17 protein-coding genes are annotated in these 17,475 nt (G+C 65.7%); 2 read left to right on the forward strand and 15 right to left on the reverse strand.

Annotated elements, in window-relative coordinates; translation table 11 throughout:
- The 10 genes from V5F61_RS19510 to trbB all read right to left on the reverse strand — a co-directional run.
- Positions 1 to 633: TraB/TrbI/VirB10 family type IV secretion system protein (locus V5F61_RS19510; RefSeq protein ID WP_458575917.1), on the reverse strand; the 633-nt coding region annotated here is incomplete at its 3' end.
- On the reverse strand, positions 630 to 1,703 hold the full coding sequence (gene trbG / locus V5F61_RS19515; protein ID WP_393990418.1) for a P-type conjugative transfer protein TrbG: 1,074 nt from the start codon (positions 1,701 to 1,703) through the stop codon (positions 630 to 632). The genes trbG and V5F61_RS19510, both read right to left, overlap by 4 nt.
- On the reverse strand, positions 1,700 to 2,389 hold the full coding sequence (trbF, locus tag V5F61_RS19520) for a conjugal transfer protein TrbF (protein WP_393990419.1): 690 nt from the start codon (positions 2,387 to 2,389) through the stop codon (positions 1,700 to 1,702). Before trbF ends, trbG begins: the two co-directional genes overlap by 4 nt.
- A 3-nt stretch (positions 2,390 to 2,392) precedes the next feature.
- Positions 2,393 to 3,742: a P-type conjugative transfer protein TrbL gene (trbL, locus tag V5F61_RS19525; RefSeq protein WP_393990420.1), complete on the reverse strand. Its 1,350-nt coding sequence runs from the start codon at positions 3,740 to 3,742 to the stop codon at positions 2,393 to 2,395.
- Entirely contained in the window at positions 3,739 to 4,065 is a 327-nt protein-coding gene (trbK-alt, locus tag V5F61_RS19530) for a putative entry exclusion protein TrbK-alt (protein WP_393990421.1), read from the reverse strand. Before trbK-alt ends, trbL begins: the two co-directional genes overlap by 4 nt.
- 9 nt (positions 4,066 to 4,074) lie before the next feature.
- Positions 4,075 to 4,812 (reverse strand): P-type conjugative transfer protein TrbJ, encoded by a 738-nt coding sequence (gene trbJ / locus V5F61_RS19535; RefSeq protein WP_393990422.1) that lies wholly within the window; start codon positions 4,810 to 4,812, stop codon positions 4,075 to 4,077.
- On the reverse strand, positions 4,809 to 7,289 hold the full coding sequence (trbE, locus tag V5F61_RS19540; protein WP_393990423.1) for a conjugal transfer protein TrbE: 2,481 nt from the start codon (positions 7,287 to 7,289) through the stop codon (positions 4,809 to 4,811). Before trbE ends, trbJ begins: the two co-directional genes overlap by 4 nt.
- A 7-nt stretch (positions 7,290 to 7,296) precedes the next feature.
- Positions 7,297 to 7,572 carry a VirB3 family type IV secretion system protein gene (locus tag V5F61_RS19545; protein WP_393990424.1) on the reverse strand — a complete coding sequence of 92 codons (276 nt, stop codon included), beginning with the start codon at positions 7,570 to 7,572 and terminating at the stop codon, positions 7,297 to 7,299.
- Positions 7,572 to 7,913, reverse strand: coding sequence for a TrbC/VirB2 family type IV secretion system protein (locus tag V5F61_RS19550; protein WP_393990425.1), 342 nt, complete (start codon positions 7,911 to 7,913; stop codon positions 7,572 to 7,574). The genes V5F61_RS19545 and V5F61_RS19550 overlap by 1 nt, the downstream gene beginning before the upstream one ends.
- A complete protein-coding gene (gene trbB / locus V5F61_RS19555) occupies positions 7,910 to 8,923 on the reverse strand; it encodes a P-type conjugative transfer ATPase TrbB (protein WP_393990426.1) in 1,014 nt (337 codons plus the stop codon). The genes V5F61_RS19550 and trbB overlap by 4 nt, the downstream gene beginning before the upstream one ends.
- A gap of 349 nt (positions 8,924 to 9,272) precedes the next feature.
- On the opposite strand from trbB, the gene V5F61_RS19560 reads away from it, so the two are divergent.
- On the forward strand, positions 9,273 to 10,712 hold the full coding sequence (locus V5F61_RS19560; protein ID WP_393990427.1) for a hypothetical protein: 1,440 nt from the start codon (positions 9,273 to 9,275) through the stop codon (positions 10,710 to 10,712).
- 12 nt (positions 10,713 to 10,724) lie between these two features.
- Positions 10,725 to 11,852 carry an AlbA family DNA-binding domain-containing protein gene (locus tag V5F61_RS19565; RefSeq protein ID WP_393990428.1) on the forward strand — a complete coding sequence of 376 codons (1,128 nt, stop codon included), beginning with the start codon at positions 10,725 to 10,727 and terminating at the stop codon, positions 11,850 to 11,852.
- A gap of 5 nt (positions 11,853 to 11,857) precedes the next feature.
- Here V5F61_RS19565 and V5F61_RS19570 read toward each other — a convergent pair whose 3' ends face one another.
- From V5F61_RS19570 to V5F61_RS19590, 5 genes are all read right to left on the reverse strand, one after another.
- Entirely contained in the window at positions 11,858 to 12,286 is a 429-nt protein-coding gene (locus V5F61_RS19570; RefSeq protein WP_393990429.1) for a CopG family ribbon-helix-helix protein, read from the reverse strand.
- Positions 12,287 to 12,293: 7 nt separating this feature from the next.
- On the reverse strand, positions 12,294 to 14,276 hold the full coding sequence (locus tag V5F61_RS19575) for a conjugal transfer protein TraG (protein WP_393990430.1): 1,983 nt from the start codon (positions 14,274 to 14,276) through the stop codon (positions 12,294 to 12,296).
- A 41-nt stretch (positions 14,277 to 14,317) separates the two neighbouring features.
- Positions 14,318 to 16,057 (reverse strand): relaxase/mobilization nuclease domain-containing protein, encoded by a 1,740-nt coding sequence (locus V5F61_RS19580; protein ID WP_393990431.1) that lies wholly within the window; start codon positions 16,055 to 16,057, stop codon positions 14,318 to 14,320.
- 354 nt (positions 16,058 to 16,411) lie between these two features.
- Positions 16,412 to 17,128 carry a lytic transglycosylase domain-containing protein gene (locus tag V5F61_RS19585; protein ID WP_393990432.1) on the reverse strand — a complete coding sequence of 239 codons (717 nt, stop codon included), beginning with the start codon at positions 17,126 to 17,128 and terminating at the stop codon, positions 16,412 to 16,414.
- A gap of 4 nt (positions 17,129 to 17,132) precedes the next feature.
- On the reverse strand, positions 17,133 to 17,468 hold the full coding sequence (locus V5F61_RS19590) for a DUF736 domain-containing protein (protein WP_393990433.1): 336 nt from the start codon (positions 17,466 to 17,468) through the stop codon (positions 17,133 to 17,135).
- Positions 17,469 to 17,475 lie beyond the last annotated feature (7 nt).

Below are 17,475 nucleotides of genomic sequence, written 5' to 3' on the forward strand. Positions count from 1 at the left end.
GGGCGAAGCCTTGGCCTCGAGACGGTCGGGGCTGACCGTTCGCTTGTCTGTCGCGGCGCCCAGAAACGCGGTCTTGCGATCCTGCATGTTCTGCGCGGACCCGGCATCGACGGGCGGCGTGGGTGTCGGACCGCCCTGCGTCGCCGTCGCCGGTGGAGCAACGAGGCCGACCGGCTGCGGCTGCTGGTTGGTCTGGGCGAACAGGCGACTCACGCGCGCTGCCTCGGTTTCCTGAGCCAGCCGCTGCGCCGCGGGATCGGGCGTGGTTGCCGAAGCGCTGGTATTTGGCGCGGCGCCGGCATTGAGGATGGGCTTGCCGAGGTCGCCCGGGAGTGGCGGCCCGAGCTGCGGCGCTTGGCGTGGAAGGCTGGTATAGTCTTTCGGCAGCCCGGCCAGACCCTCGGCCGAGGGCCGGCTTTGGGTGCTGAGCAACTCCTGCCCCGTCTGCGACTTGTTCCGGTTCTGAAGGGCGTAGCCGAGAGCGCCCGCGACCGCGAGGGCCGACACGGCGCCGAGCGTGATCAGCGCCTTGCGCGAGAGGCGCGTGACGCGCGGCCGTTCGCCCCGGAGCCGCAAATCGGGCGGCACGACAGGCGTCGGCGTCGGCGCTTGTTCTTCCGGTTCGTCCGTCATGACCGTGGCCTTCCATCGGTGCGCACGATGCGGACGCGACGCTCACTGTCTTTGTCGCCGAGACGAAGTTCGGCCGCGGCGAACAGGCGGTCGACGATGTAGTAGTTGGCGCGAACGCGATAGTTCACCAGCTCGGAGCCGCCGGCCGGACCGATGACGAAGAGCGGCGGCATTTCGCCCTGGCGGATGCCGGACGGGAATTCGATATAGACCTTCTGGCCGTCGTCGAAGGCGCGCAGCGGCCGCCAAGCAGGATTGTCACCCTCGATCGCATAGCGGAAGTTGATCGCGGCGAGGTCGACGCCGGTGGCGATCGGCGCGGCTGTTTCGGCCGCCGCGTTCTGCTGGCGCAACGCGATGAGCTGGTCTTCGGGATATTGCCAGGAGACCGACGCCATATAGGTCTTCTCGGTCGAGCGCAGCTCCAGGAGATAGGTCCGCCGATCGGTGTTGATGATGAGGTTCGTCATCAGGTCCGGCCGGGTCGGCTTGACCAGGATGTGGACCTTCTTGGTCGGACCCGCGCCGCTTTCCGTGTCGCCGATGATCCAGCGCACGGTGTCGCCGGCGGCGACCGGCCCCGTGCCGACGAGCTGTTCGCCCTCCTGCAGGGCGATGTCGGTGATCTCGCCGGGCGCCGTATAGGCCTGATAGAGCGCACCCGCCGAGTAGGGATAGACCTGCACGGCGTTGATGAAGCCGTCGCGCACGGGCTGCACGCGGGCGGCAGCATTCGCGCGATTGACGCGCACCTCTGGATCGGGCGATTGCGGCGGCTCCTTCCCGCCGGCAAGGGGCTTCAACTGCCCGGGCAGCGGCAAGGGCTTCGGCAGCTCGACGATCTTGACCGGCGCCGGGGGATCGACGGTGAGCTTCGCGGGCACGGCGGTATCGTAGTTGATGTCGGGCGGAATGAACTTGTGGGCGCAGCCGCCGAGCGCCGTCACCGACAGCAGCAGAGCTGCGAAGCCGGATTTACGGAAAGGCGCAAAGCCGCCCTTCTGGCTCGGTTGAGAGACGGAAAGACATGAAGCCGGACCGCCGGCTTCCATGGAAATCGGCGGGGTCATTGTCCCAGCTCCTTCGACCAGTTGATGGCAGTGACGTAGATGCCGAGCGGGTTCTTGCGGAGCACGTCGGCGGAGGTTGGCGGCTGGATCGCGACGGTGAGGATCGCGGTCCAGCGTGAGGTCTCGGCGAGCGCGCCGTCCTGATAGCGGTGCTCGACCCACTCGACTCGGAAGCTGGACGGCGATGCGCGGATCACGCTCGAGACGTCGATGGCGATCTGCTGGTGGCCGAGCTTGGCGAAGGGATCGTTGGCGCGGGCGTAGTCGCCCAGCGCCTGCGAACCCGAGGTGGTGGTGAAGTCGTAGGCCTGCAGCCAGTTCTGCCGCACGATGATCGGATCGGCTGGTAGCGAGCGGACCATCTCGATGAAGTGGGCGAGATACCAGGCGATCTCCGGATCGCTCGGGGCATAGTCGGCCGTGGCCGGCGCGACAGCCTGCGCTTGGCCGAGCTTGTCGACCTGCACCACCCAGGGGACGATGCTCCCATGGGTGGACTGCCAGACCAGGCCACCGGCCAGACCCATCGAGAGCGCGAGCGAGCCGAAGGCCATCAGCCGCCAGTTCTTCGCCTGCACCCGGGCCGAACCAATTCGCTCATCCCAAGCTTGGGCGGCGCGCTGGTAGGGGGTCTCGGGTTCGGGGGTACGGCCGTAGCGGACCGTGGATCGGCGAAAGAGCGCCATTGTCTATTCTCCCGAAAGATCGACGGAATGGCCGCCACCGTGGCTGTCACCGGACCTGAGGACGTGCGCTGCGGTGGTCGCGCCCTGATGGATCGATTGATTGCGTCGCATCCGCTGCGCCCAAGCGGGAGGACTGGATCCGCTCGAACTCGGCGCAGGGGCGGCCGCCTCGCCGCCGCCGACCGTTCCTTTCGTCGAGGAGCCGCCCGTGGCCGCGAAACTGGACCTTGCGCCGGCGGCGAAGTTGTCCCGCATCGAGCCTGCGGCCTGAGCCGCCGCACGCCGCATCGGCGCTGAGGCCGCGGCCGCCGCGGCCCGACCGACACCGCCGAGACCAGCGGCCATGCCCGACGCGCCGGACCGGCCGGCGGAGGCCAGGCTGTAGGCGGAAGAGGCGCCACCGGCCATGGCCGCACCACCACGGGCCGCGGCCGCCGTCCCCGACGCAGCCGCCATCGCTCCTCTTCCAGCCAGGCCAAGCGCGCCAGCGCCGGCCATGGCGGCGCCGGCGACGGCAAGGCCGGTGCCGACGGCAGCGCCTGCGCCGAGTTGCGGCGCACCGGAGACGAGACCCGTGGCGATGCCGGGCCCAAAGATGCCGAGGCCCAGCATGGCCAGCGCCGCGAGCACGACGGACAGCGCCTGCTCGATGGTCGGCTGGCCGCCGGCATAGGTCTGGGTGAACTGCGAGAAGAGGCCGGTGCCGATGCCGACGATGACGGCCAGCACCATGACCTTCACGCCGGAAGCGACGATGTTGCCGAGCACCTTCTCGGCGAGGAAGGCGGTCTTGTTGAAGAGGGCGAAGGGGATGAGGATGAAGCCAGCGAGCGTCGTCAGCTTGAACTCGATCAGCGTGACGAAGAGCTGTACCGCCAGGATGAAGAAGGCGATCAGCACCAAGAGCCACGACACCATCAGCACCGCGATCTGCACGAAGTTCGCGAAAAAGCTGGTGAAGCCCATCATCTGGCTTGCCGCGTCGAGCAGCGGCTGGCCGGCGTCCAGACCGACCTGTGCGAGATGGCCGGGCTGAAGAAAGGTGGCGGTCGAGATCGTCGAACCGCCCGCCTTCAGGCCGAGGCCCGCGAAGCTGTTGAATACGATGGAGGAGAGATTGTTGAAGTTGGTGATGATGAAGGCGAAGAAGCCGATGTAGAGCGTCTTCTTCACCAGGCGCTGGAGGATGTCCTCGTCGGCGCCCCAGGCCCAGAACAGGCCGGCCAGGGTGATGTCGATGACGATCAACGTCGAGGAAAGATAGGCGACCTCGCCTTTGATCAGGCCGAAGCCGGAGTCGATGTAGGTCGTGAACGTGTTGAGGAAGGTGTCGATGACGCCGACGTTGTTCATCGCTCATCTCCCGAAGAGGGGGTGGCCGGCGCGACAGCATCTGGGGGCGATGGCGGCAGCGGCCGCGCCGGCCTGCCGAAGAAGCGCCGGCGGCTCTCCTCCCAGACCGCCTCGCAACGCGCATCCACGGCATCCTTGGGACCGAGCGCGCTGCACCGGCGCAGCTCGGCCGTAAGGTCATCGGTGGCTGGAGCGGTGACGGTCGGAGGAGGTTCAGCGACCGGCGCCGTGGGACGCCGGTTGATCGCCGCAAGAGTCGCGACGAAGCACGCGACCAGAGCGACGATCGCGGCAGCGCGGAAGATCTCCGATCGGCCCAGCATCGCCGCGCCTCAGTTGCCGGAGAACATGGTGACGTTGCCGGGCTGGTAGCCGCTGCGCGTCGAGAAGGTCTTGTAGTTCTGCTGGCCTTGCGCTTCGGCAGCGGCGACGCGCGCCTGCTCCAGCGCGTCGGCACGGCCTTTCGCCGACAGCACTGCGACGACGTCGGAGAGCTGCTGGGATTGCAGGGCCAAAAGCTGGTTGCCGGCTTGCGCCGCTTGGAGCGCGCCGGTCGCATTCTGGCTGGCCGACACGAGCGAGGTCATGGCGCTGGAATTGGTCGGGATATTGCCGACCACGCCCGCCTGAACCTTCAGGCTGTCCTCGAAGGCCGCGACCGAATTTTGCCAGCGCTGCTGAGCATTGGCGACCATCGCTGTGGTCGAGCCCGTGCCCGCTGCGCTGCCATAGCTGGTCGAATAAGCCTGCTCGATCCGCTGGACGTTGAAGGCGATGTTTTGCGCTTGGCCGAGCAGCGACTGGGTCTGTGCGATCGACGACTGAAGCTGGGTCAGCGCCGACATCGGCAGGTTGGCGAGATTGCGCGCCTGGTTGACCAGGCTCGTCGCCTGATTGGTCAACATCTGAATCTGGTTGTTGATCTGCTGCAGCTCGCGCGCCGCCGTCAGCACGTTCTGGCTGAAGTTGGTCGGGTCGTAGACGATCCATTGCGCCGAGGCCGGCGGCACGGCGACGGCCAGGGACAGCACGACGGCGCTTGCCGCCGCCAGATGGCGCAGCTTGATCATGATGACGTCTCCAGGTTGGTCAGCTCGGGGATGAGATCGGCGGCCCAGAGAAGCTCGCGATCGGCGAGCCAGGTGGGCGTGAAAGCCTCACGGCCGCTCTCGGCGATGACGCGCTCGATTGCGGCGTGGTCTTGCTTGGAGGACGCGGCGCAGAACGCCAGCGCGATCGGCCCGAGCCCCAGCTCGAAGAGGCGATTGCCGCGGCGGGATTGGCAGTAGTAGTCGCGTTTCGGCGTCGCCCGCGCGAGGATCTCGATCTGGCGATCGTTGAGGCCGAAGCGCCGGTAGATCGCCGTGATCTGTGGCTCGATCGCGCGTTCGTTCGGCAGGAAGATGCGTGTCGGGCAGCTCTCGACGATGGCGGGGGCGATGTTGCTGCCGTCGATGTCCGAGAGCGATTGCGTGGCGAAGACGACGGAGGCGTTCTTCTTACGCAACGTCTTCAGCCATTCGCGAAGCTGTTGCGCGAAGGCCGGATCGTCGAGGACCAGCCAGCCTTCGTCGATGATCAGCAGCGTCGGTCGGCCGTCGAGGCGGCCCTCGATGCGATGGAACAGATAGGTCAGCACGGCGGGCGCAGCGCCGGCGCCGATGAGGCCCTCGGTTTCAAAGGCCTGCACTGTGGCTGTGCCGAGCTGCTCGCTCTCGGCATCGAGCAGCCGCCCCGATGGTCCGCCGACGCAATAGGGCTGGAGTGCCTGCTTCAGCGCCGTCGATTGCAACAGGACGGCCAGGCCAGTGATCGTGCGCTCGCCCACTGGGGACGACGCGAGCGACGTCAGCGCCGACCAGACATGCTCCTTCGCGGTCGGATCGATCGTGACGCCTTCCTTGGCAAGGATGGCCGTCACCCATTCCGCCGCCCAGGCGCGCTCGGCCGGATCGTCGATTCGCGCCAGCGGTTGCAGCGAGACCGAATGCTCCGACCCGGCCGACAAGCTACCGCCGAGGTCGTGCCAGTCGCCGCCCATCGCGAGCGCTGCGGTGCGGATCGAGCCGCCGAAGTCGAAGGCGAAAATCTGGTTGTTCCGGTAGCGGCGGAACTGCATTGCCATCAGGGCCAGCAGCACGGACTTGCCCGCGCCGGTCGGGCCGACGATCAGCGTATGGCCGACGTCGCCGACATGGAGGCTCAGCCGGAACGGCGTTGACCCCTCGGTCTTGCCGAAGAGCAGCGGCGGCGCCTGGAAATGCTCGTCGCGTGCCGGCCCGGCCCAGACCGCTGAAAGCGGGATCATGTGGGCGAGATTCAGCGTCGAGACCGGCGGCTGGCGGACGTTGGCGTAGGCATGGCCGGGGACGGAGCCGAGCCAGGCCTCGAGCGCGTTCACCCCTTCCGGCATGCAGGTGAAATCGCGGCCCTGGATCACTTTCTCGATGAGGCGCAGCTTCTCCGCCGCGAGGCCGGCGTCTTCGTCCCAGACGGTGACAGTGGCGGTGACATAGGCCTGGCCCACGTCGTCGGAGCCCAGCTCCTGGAGCGCCAGGTCCGCGTCGGCCGCCTTGTTGGCCGCATCGCTATCGACCAGCGTCGAGGCCTCGTTGGTCATCACCTCTTTGACGATGGCGGCGATCGACTTGCGCTTGGCGAACCATTGCCGCCGGATCTTGGTCAGCAGCTTCACCGCCTCGGTCTTGTCGAGGAGGATCGCGCGGGTGGACCAGCGATACGGGAAAGCCAGCCGGTTCAGTTCGTCGAGGATGCCGGGGTGGGTCGTGGTCGGGAATCCGACCACGGTCAGGGTCCGCAGGTGATGCGAGCCGAGACGCGGCTCGAGGCCGCCGGCCAGCGGCTCGTCAGCGAGCAGCGCATCGAGGTGCATCGGCGTCTCGGGGACGCGCACGCGCTGCTGCCGTGTTGAGATCGTCGAGTGCAGATAAGTCAGCGTGTCGCCGTCATCGAGCCAATCGACCTCGGGCATGAACCCTTCGACCAGTTGCAGGACGCGGTTGGTCCGATCGACGAAGCCGTGCAGCAGCTCCCAGGGATCGACACCTGTCTGCGACCGGCCTTCATAGAGCCAGCCTTCCACCCGTGAGGCGTCCTCGGCCGGCGGGAGCCAGACGAAGGTCAGGAAATAGCGGCTCTCGAAGTGGGCGCCGTTCGGCCGGCGATCGCCCCACTGGGGCGACCGCTCATCGGCCTCACCCTCGAAGGCGGCCTGCCGTTCCAGATCGACGAGAGCGGACGCCGCATCCGGAAATGTGCTCTTCGGATAATAGGTCGCCGGTATCCGCTGCGCCTCGACGAAGATCGCCCAGCCGGAGCCGAGCCGACGCAGCGCGTTGTTCAGCCGTGCGGTGACGCCTACCAGCTCGGCCGGCGTCGCGCTGTCGAGGTCCGGTCCGCGAAAACGGGCGGTGCGCTGGAACGAGCCGTCCTTGTTGAGAACGACGCCCGCCTCGACGAGCGCGGCCCAGGGCAGGAAGTCGGCGAGGCCGGCAGGGCGATGGCGGTATTCGACAAGGTTCAGCATGGCGGCCTCAGACCCCCAGATGTGCGGGGTAGCGAAGGTGCCGGCGCACCACGTCGACGAATTGCGGGTCGCGTTTCGCCGCCCAGACGGCGGCGGCATGGCCAACTGCCCAGATGAGCGCGCCGGGGATCCAAAGACGCAGGCCGAGTGCGATCGCCGCCGCCAACGTGCCGTTGGCGATCGCCACGGTCCGTGGCGCGCCGCCCATCAGGATCGGGTCGGTGAGCGCGCGGTGCACCGGCGCGAAAAAGCCGGGCACGTCCGGATCGACGACCGCGGCCATCAGATCAGCGCTCCGCCGGAGAAACTGAAGAACGAGAGGAAGAAGCTCGACGCAGCGAAAGCGATGCTCAGACCAAAGACGATCTGGATCAGGCGTCGGAAGCCGCCCGACGTGTCGCCGAAGGCGAGCGTCAGCCCGGTCACGGTGATGATGATGACCGAGATGATCTTGGCGACCGGGCCCTGCACCGACTCCAGGATCGAGTTGAGCGGTGTCTCCCACGGCATCGAAGAGCCGGAGGCATAGGCGGCGGGCGCGAAAGCCAGTGTGAGCGTGGTCAGCGTGACCAGCCGGGCGAGGCGGCGGTGGGAATGGCGCGCGACGGCGAGAACACGGTTCATGAGGGATCTCCGAAGGACAAGGGGTCGCCGCCCGCCCCGGCGGACTGGAGGCGGTAATCGCCGGTGGCGGGATCAAGGCCGGCGACGAGAGCGAGTTCGGAGAGGCGGCGCTCTGAGCCGCGGCCGCGCAGCACCGCGACGAGATCGATGGTCTCGGCAATCAGCGCCTTGGGGACGGTGACGACGGCTTCCTGGATGAGCTGTTCGAGGCGACGGATCGCGCCAAGCGCGGTGCCGGCGTGGATGGTGCCGATCCCGCCGGGGTGGCCGGTGCCCCAGGCCTTGAGTAGGTCCAGCGCTTCAGCGCCGCGGACTTCGCCGATCGGGATGCGGTCGGGCCGAAGGCGCAGCGAAGAGCGGACAAGGTCCGACAGCGAAGCGACGCCATCCTTGGTTCGCATCGCGACCAGATTGGGCGCGCGGCATTGCAGCTCGCGCGTGTCCTCGATCAGCACCACGCGGTCGCTCGTGCCGGCGATCTCGGCCAGGAGCGCGTTGGTGAGCGTCGTTTTGCCCGTGCCGGTACCGCCAGCGACGAGGATGTTCTTGCGCGACGCGACGGCCCCACGCAGCAGCGCCGCTTGACCAGCGGTCATGGTGCCAGCGTTGACATAGTCGTCGAGGGTGAAGACGGCGACGGCGGGCTTGCGGATGGCGAAGGCCGGCGCCGTGACGACGGGCGGCAGCAGCCCCTCGAACCGCTCTCCCGTCTCGGGCAGCTCGGCCGAGACACGCGGGCGCTCCGCGTGAACCTCGGCACCGACATGGTGCGCGACAAGGCGCACGATCCGCTCGCCATCGGCGGCCGATAGAGTCCGGCCGCTATCCTCGAGGCCGCCGGAGAGCCGATCGATCCAGAGCCGGCCGTCGGGATTGAGCATCACCTCGACGATCGACGGGTCTTCGAGAAAGGCGGCGATGGCCGGACCGAGCGCGGTGCGCAGCATGCGCGCACCGCGTGAGAAGGCCTCGGAATGGAGCGGAGCAGCCGCCACGATCGTCCCCATCATTGGCCAGTCGCGATACGCGATTGGCGATGGGGATGATTAGAAGAGGCAAGAAATGGGACGGATCAACAAGTATTCAGATGGTGTAGAAGGTCAGCGTAGTCGAGAGAAAAAATACTTGCTAGAACGAAAATCATGTTTGTCCCGAGTGCCGTGGCCGATGCGGCTCGCTGCTGAAGGCTGGCCCTTTCCAGGCTAGGCGCGAATCCTCCCGCCGCTGTGCTCGGTCCGAATTGCTCCCCGCCGCGAGGGGTGACAACGATCGCTGCCGCTTGCAGCGAATTCTGGGTAAAATGAAATCGTCGGCCCGATGTAGTCGGTCGCGATGCAATGACGAGGTTGAAAAAGAGCTTTGCCACCCGCCGGAAATCAATATCTGGAAGCACGCTTCCCATGGGTGCCCGAGCACGGGTACGTCCTGTCGGTAACGCCCGAGCGGCTGAAGGAACTTGAGGATGATCTTTCGGCTCAAAGCACATGCAGCCAAGCGGTTCCCAAAATCCCTGCGGCAATGCGTCGACGCTGGATGTTGTGTTTCATCAGCGTCAAGAAAGGTTATCTGACCCATGTAGCTCGCAGCGTCGTTTACTACCCTGCGGAGTCTGGGAGGGACAAGCTCGATATCTGGAACGTCACGCCGTTTGCAAAGCCCGTTCGGATCACGGCCTTAAAGGCGAAAATTGAGGGCCGGCAAGCATGGCGGGCGAAGCAGGCGCTGAACGGCGGTCATATTTCACCAACTGCGTTTGCGATGGTGATGGATGCTCTGCGGCGCATCGATGGCGGAGCCTCGATCGCTGCGGAGGGCCTGATCGATCGTCGGCCCGCGCCACCGGAACCGACTCCTACCCGAGCCAAGGAAAATTGGGCGTACCAGCGAGACGCCGTAATCACCTCCCTCGAGATCGCCCGAATCCCAAAGGAGCAATTCAAAGCCTCTGCCCAGCTTGATGAGGGGGCACCTGCAGACCTCGCCTCAATCTTTGACGGGGATGACGATGTGACCTCGATGGAGGACTTGGTCATACTTCAAGACCTGGACGAGGCAAACGAAGATTGGCAATTCGTCAAGCGTCAGCGTTATCCTGCCAAGCTGTTTACGAACGGCGACACAAAACTCACAATAATTCTTGCGAACAAACTCCCGTTGGAAAGGCAACTGGGCGTCGATCTCATCTACGTCAACGAAACAATAAAATCAGTCGTCTTCGTTCAATATAAGATGTTCAGCGGCGTAGATGGCGAAGGCGGCTATCGGCCCGACAATCAGCTCAGCGAAGAGATATCTCGCATGGATGCTGCCGCAGTGAAACTCTCTACGGTTGCGGCAGACGAAAGTTGCGATGGCTATCGCTTCGCTCCAGACCCATTCTTTCTAAAATTCTGCAGTAAGCTTCTGTCTCACGAAGCTACGGGGCATGTACCAGGTATCTATGTTCCCCTCGGTTATTGGAAACGACTGGTGCAAACACCTCTCGTCAAAGGCAAGAAGGGTGGCACAGTCGTCTACGCAGGGACCTTTGGTCGGCGGCATTTCACTCCGACGCACTTCATCGACATGGTCGGCCGGGGCTGGATTGGAACTTCGGCTCTACAAACAGAGATACTTGCACCATATTTGAGGGCTGCCTTGCAGGGCGATAAGGGGCTCGTTCTCGCTGTCCAATCGGCCAGCTCTGATCATTCAGACACCGATGACGAGAGTGAAGTAGATCGAGACCCACTTCGTCGAACTGTTTCGCCGCCTAAGCCCCGATATCCGGGCAGGAAAGCAAAAGTCATTCAAATCTGAGGCGCCTATAGAATGATAGACAATGCTCTCGACGAAATCGCACTCGACGATATTGAAAAGCTCGTTTTCTATCGGCGCAGCGAGGGCGTTACGCTCGACTTCAAGGAGGCGTTTCCAAGCGCCGATCACAAAGGCACGCGCGACTTTCTGGCCGATGTGACAGCATTCGCCAACACAGACGGAGGCGATATTGTCATTGGGGTGCGGGAGGATGGCAACGGGACAGCCGCGGAGCTCGTTGGAATCGACGCCGCAGGGCTCGACGAAGCCTTGCGGCGGATCGATGATCAGCTTCGGAACTGCATCGATCCCAGGATCCCGTTCTTTCGGGTTCGGACGATTTCACTGGTCAATGGCAAGGCCGTGCTTGTCATGCGAGTGGGCGCGAGTCTGATCGCGCCGCATCGGGTAGTCTTCGACAAGAGCAGTCGATTCTATCGACGCGGCAATCGGAGCAACTACGAGATGAGCACGGCAGAGCTGCGCCAATCTTTCGCTGCATCCAACGACCTCCCACATCGCATTCGCGATCTGCACCGTAAAGCGGTTGAGGCGATCGGCGGTAAGGATATGCCTTGCCGAGTTCAGGACGGTCCTACCGCCGTCTTGACTGTCGCACCGCTTTCGGTCCTACGCGAGCAGCGCGACGTCGATTTTACGCGAGAGGTCGCTGTGCTGCCGACGCGCCACACGAGTAACATCAGCATGGTGATTGGGCTGGACGGCGTGGTTGTCCACTCGCCGATCGACGCGCAGACTAGGGCCGTCAGGACGTGGTCCGTCAACCACCGCCTCGGATATCTCGACTTCGCCTGGAGCGTTGGACACGTCAGCGAGGGACAGAAACTCGTCTGGCCGAAATACTTCGTACCGGAGTTGAAAGGCATCGTGCCCTTCTCCATCACACGGCTGAGAAGCCTCGGAATCGAAGGGCCTTGGATCGCGATGCTGACGTTCAGCGGCGTCAGGGACTACCGCATCGTTGCTGGCGACGGCTATGTGACCGACGCGGCGTGGCAAGATCCCGCCTATCTTGGCGAGATTATCGACGACGTGATGGCACCAGAGACTCTGCGACCATTCACCGAGGGTTTCTGGCGATTGTTTGGTGTCGACCAGCCACCAGCGTCGCAGATCTGACCCCGTCAGGATTGGGTTCCGTCCGTATCTTCGGGAATCTCCTGTCTCAGTTTGGGGCCCTCGCTCAGCCGACGGCCAAGTGTGGCGACGAAATTATCGTAGCGCGCCCCGGCCTGCGCTCGCGCGGCCTTGGCCGCCGGTTCGGGAAGCGGCGGCGTCGTGTTGAGCCAGAAGCGGATGAACAGCGCCAGCGTCTCGACACCGATGCCAACGTCGCGCTCGAGCCGCGCCAGGCGGCGGTCCTGCTGGTCGAGCCGTTTGGCGATCGCTGCTTCCTTCCGCTCGTCCGCGTCCGGCGACAGGAACGACGCGATCGCGGCTTCGGCGATCAGCGACATCGAACGCTCCCGGCGTGCGGCATAGGCCGACAAGGCCTCCATGACATCCGGATCGAGATAGACGGAGAGCTGGGCTTTCTTCTTTGTCGTGACCATGCGCGCCTCACATGCCGAGATCGTCGCCGGGGTCGAGCGAGGCCTGCCGCGCGAGACCCTGCATGAGATCGTTCATGCGACCGATCCGCGGCACCTCCTCCTCCATGTCGTCGGGTTGGTCGAGCGCGAACTCATTTTCGATCGGCGCCTGCTTCTCGACCGTTCCTTGGCTAAGCTCCGGCTGCTTCCGGCGATCGGCGTTCTTCGGATCTTCGTCGTCGGCGTCCTCGCCATCGCTCGCAACCGGAGCCGGCGGGCGCGGCGGCAACGGGCGCGAACTCCAATCGTCGGGGCGTCCGTCTTTTGGTTGCAGTGGCACGGGCGGCGCCGCGACGCGTTCCTGAAACCGTCCGTCCTCGTAGTAGCGCGCCTTCTTCGCGCGGATCGGGTGGACTCCCGACACCATGACGATCTCGTCGGTGGGCGGGAGCTGCATGACCTCGCCGGGCGTCAGCAGCGGGCGGGCGGTCTCCGAGCGCGAGACCATGAGATGGCCGAGCCAGGGCGACAGCCGGCTGCCGGCGTAATTCTTCATCGCCTTCATCTCGGTCGCTGTGCCGAGCGCGTCGCTCACCCGCTTGGCTGTCCGTTCGTCATTGGTGGCGAAGCTTACCCGCACATGGCAGTTGTCGAGGATCGAGTTGTTGGGGCCGTAGGCCTTCTCGATCTGGTTTAGCGACTGCGCGATCAGGAAGCTCTTGATGCCGTAGCCTGCCATGAAGGCGAGCGCGGACTCGAAGAAGTCGAGGCGACCGAGCGCCGGGAATTCGTCGAGCATCAGGAGGAGCCGGCGTCGCCCGGCCTTGGCCTGCAGATCCTCTGTCAGCCGCCGGCCGACTTGGTTGAGGATCAGGCGGATCAGCGGCTTGGTCCGGTTGATGTCGGATGGCGGCACGACGAGGTAGAGCGTCGTCGGCCGCTCGCCGGCGACGATATCACCGATCCGCCAGTCGCAGCGCCGCGTCACCTCGGCGACCACGGGATCGCGATAGAGGCCGAGAAACGACATCGCCGTGCTCAGGACGCCCGATCGTTCGTTGCCGGACTTGTTCAGCAGCTCGCGCGCGGCGGAGGCGACAACCGGGTGGATACCGGCGTCGCCGAGATGCGGTGTCCGCATCATGGCGGAAAGCGTCGATTCGATTGGCCGCTTCGGGTCGGATAGGAACGACGCGACGCCGGCGAGCGTCTTGTCTTCCTCGGCGTAAAGAACGTGCAGGATGGCGCCGACCAGTAGCGCGTGGCTGGTTTTCTCCCAGTGGTTCCGCTTCTCCAGACTGCCTTCGGGGTCGACCAGGATGTCGGCAATGTTCTGGACGTCGCGAACCTCCCACTCGCCGCGGCGGACCTCGAGCAGCGGATTGTAGGCCGACGACTTCGCGTTGGTCGGATCGAACAGCAGCACCCGACCGTGCTGGGCGCGGAAGCCAGCGGTGAGCTGCCAGTTCTCGCCCTTGATGTCGTGGACGATCGCCGAACCTGGCCAGGTCAGCAGCGACGGAATGACGAGGCCCACGCCCTTGCCGCTCCGGGTCGGCGCGAAGCACAGCACATGCTCGGGGCCGTCGTGGCGGAGATAGCTGCGTTGATAGCGGCCGAGCACGACGCCATCGGGACCGAGCAGGCCGGCCTCCTCGATTTCTTGTTGTTGGGCCCAGCGCGCGGAGCCATAGGTCTCGGCGTTCTTCGCTTCACGCGCGCGCCAGACCGACATGCCGATGGCGACGGCCGCGGCAATGATCCCTCCCGATGACGCGATGTAGGCGCCTTCGATAAAGATGGATGGCGCATAGGCGTCGTAGGCGAACCACCACCAGAAAAATGCCGGCGGCAGGTAGAAGGGGAAGTGCAGAATCTCGAACCAGGGCCGTCCGAGTTCGGGCTGAAAGCCGAGCCGCCAGGCGGTCCATTCCGTCGCGGTCCAGATCGTCAAGAGGACGATCCCGAAGACGGTAACGACCTGGCCCCATAGAATCTTCGTCGCCGACATGCCGGCCGTCCTTTCGTGAGATCGATGATGGGAGGGGGCGCTCACAGGCCGAGTCCCCGATTGCGGCCGAAGCCCCAATCGACGCCGCCATCATCGCGGGCGACACCGGAGACGTGGCGGCCGAGCTGTTTCTCGAGCGATGGGGTCCAGGGCACGAGCTGAAAGCCGAGGCCGTCGTCGATCATGGCGAACCGGCCGGAGGCGAGCGCGAAGCGCTGACGGTATGATCCGGCGACGTACTCGCCGGAGGCGACCTGGTTGAAGGTCTGGCCCGTCTCGGCCGCAAGCCGCTCGCCCAAGGCTTCGACTTCCCGACGGCGGAGCGTGCCGATCAGGCCCTGGGAGAAGGTGATGCCCCGCGCCTGTCGCTCGGCCAGCCCCTGCTCGATGAGCTGGTCGGCCCGCCGCTCCAGCGCATCGCGGACCTCGGCGCCGAAGCCAGTCTGGCTAAGGTCGACCGGATCACGCGAGACCGCTTGGCGGTCGAGCCAAGTCGCGCCGCTGGCCGTCACCTGATCCTCGATGGCGATGTCCGACCGCACGGCGAGCGCGACGCGGCGACGCCCTTGTGCGTCGTCGAACTTCCTCAGCTCGACGATCGAACCGGGCGTGCTGTCGCCGGTGGCGTCGAGGTCGGGGAATTTGATGTGGTGGGTGCGGCCGTCGACGCCGTCGATGACGGCATAGGCGGTGCCTTTCAACTCGTCGTCGAGGCCTCGATCGACCAGCCGGCCGATGACGGGCACGTCGAGGCTCTCGCCGGCGAGCACATAGCTCCCGGCCGCGCGCTCGATACCGTGCTCTCGCAAGCCGCGATGAATCCGCTTGATGATGTCGCCGCGCTCGCCGAGTTCGCGGAGCGTGGTCTCGGCCGCCTCGTCCATCGTCCACTGGCCGGCCCCGATCTGATGGGCGAGACCGAGGCTCTCCAGATGCCGCAGGCGGCCGACCTTCAGTGAATGGAACGCGTCCGGCTCCTGGCCCGGAGAGGGCGCAACGTCGATAACGCCATGTCGGCCGCCGTCACGGATGAGCTGCCGGTCGAGCTGGGTCCAGCGCTCGGCCTCGACCTGACGCTCGAGCGCCTGGTGGATCTCGAGATCGCTACGCAACCCCAGCTCCCGAGTGACCAGGTCCTGGGCGCGGGCGCGCATCCCTTCCTTGATGTAGTCGCGGGAGATGACGAGGTCCTGGCCGTCCTCGGCGACGCCGCGCACGATGATGTGGACGTGCGGGTGCTGCGTGTTCCAGTGATCGACGGCGACCCAATCGAGCTTGGCACCGAGGTCCTTCTCCATCTGGCCGACCAGCTCGCGAGCATAACCCTTGAGGTCGGCCAATTCGGCTGCGTCCTCGGGCGAGACGATGAAGCGGAAGTGATGGCGATCCTTCGCGGACCGCTCGGTGAAGGCCTGGGGGTCGGCGTCCTCGGTTTCGGGGCCGAACAGCCGCGCCTTCTCCCCGTCCCGGGTGACGCCCTCGCGCCGGAGGTAGCCGAGATGAGCGCCGAGCGGCGCGGAGCGCGCGGTGTGGCGGACGACGCGCGCCTTGACCGTCACCAGGCGCGAGCGGCCGGTGAGCAGATGGTTCGCCCGGACGGCGGCGACACGGCCGCGGCCGAAGGTCGAGCGGCTGGAGCTTCTGAGCAGACCTTGCCGCGATACGCCGCCGCCGGCGCGCTGAGCGGCGGCGAGCGCCTGGGCAATGAAGGGCTTGGCCCGCTGACTGCGCGAAGAGCGGATACGGCCTGGCCGGGGCTGGAAGTCGTTCTCCTCAGCCATTGCCGGCCCCCACAAGGTGCGAAAAGATGAGGATAGGCAAGGCATTGACGACGCCGTGCACCTTGCGCGCCGGGGCCGCACATTGCCGGATCAGAGAAAAACCTAAGCAAAAACAACCGACCGACCTAGCCGCACCTTGCGGCCTTTTATCTGGCCCTCTGTCGGTCGGTTCCCGCACGCCTCCCCTGTCCGCCCTTCCTCCTTCCCGGAAGGACGCTGCGCCGCGCCAGCCTGCGAAATCGCATCCGAGAGCCTCGAAGAAGCTTATCGAGACCCCGAACAATGTCGCGCCGCCAAGGAAGACGCATGCGGGCCGAAGCAAGAGCGCGGCGTGATTGCAGGGGAGCAACACCGTCATGGCTTTGGTCCCGCTGCTGCAACTGAGACGAACAGACCCGTGGATTGCGGCGCGATGGCGGAGAGATCGCGCACCGCGAGGACGGCCGGCGTGTCGCTCGGCGGCTGCTTGGCCGACATGCGATCAGAGGGTTGAGCGCTTGCCGGCCGCGCAATGAACAGCGGCGCCCCCGTCCAGGACGACGGGTCGGAGGCCGCCGCGAGGACAGGCCCATCGATCGCGCCGTCCCCGACAAAAGGGATGAGCGTGGCGACGTAAGCGACGGTCTCGGGCGGTAGGGGCCGATGCCGATCACGATAGTCTTCGTATCGCCCAGGCCCCGCATTGTATGCCGCGAGGAAGCCCGGCGATCCGTAGCGGTCGTGCATTTCGCGCAAGAAGGCCGCGCCCGCCAGGATGTTGTCGTGCGCATCGAACGGATCGCGACCAAGGCCGTACCGAGCGCGCAGCGCCGCCCAGGTGTCGGGCATGAGCTGCATCAACCCGATTGCCCCCTTGGGCGAGATCGCGCGCCGATCGCCGCGGCTCTCGACTCGCATGATCGCCCGTATCCAGGCCGCCGGAATGCCGAAGCGCTGGGCCGCTTCCGCGATTAGACCGGCATAGGGATCGCTCGCCGCGTGCAGCTCGATCCGAGCGGTCTGGGCGTGAGCGACGACGGTGGGCATGCCGAACGCCATCGTCCCGACGAGCATGATGAGAGCGGCTCGCATGCGCTCAATCCCGCTGGCCGCGCTTGGGTGGGCGGTTCCAGTTCAGCACCCACGCAGACTTGTCGTTGCCGGACTGAAAGAGATTGGCGCGGATCGGCTGATGCAGCGCCGGGTCATCGATGACGAGCGAGACGTATTCGCCCGCCTTCTCGCCGGTGCGTTTCCAGCCCGCGCCGATTTCCGGGCCGTCGACATCGCCAAGGTGGACCCGAAAGTCGGGCGCATTCTCGGCATCGGAAGATTCGGCCGGAACGAGGGAAAGGTCGTGGGTGAAGAAGAGCGTCTGAATGCGTCCGGTGAAGCCGGATTTATCGCAGGTGAAGTGACCGATCTGCGCCATGGGAACC

The sequence above is a fragment of the Xanthobacter sediminis genome (genome assembly GCF_043195015.1).
Classification (GTDB): Bacteria; Pseudomonadota; Alphaproteobacteria; order Rhizobiales; family Xanthobacteraceae; genus Xanthobacter.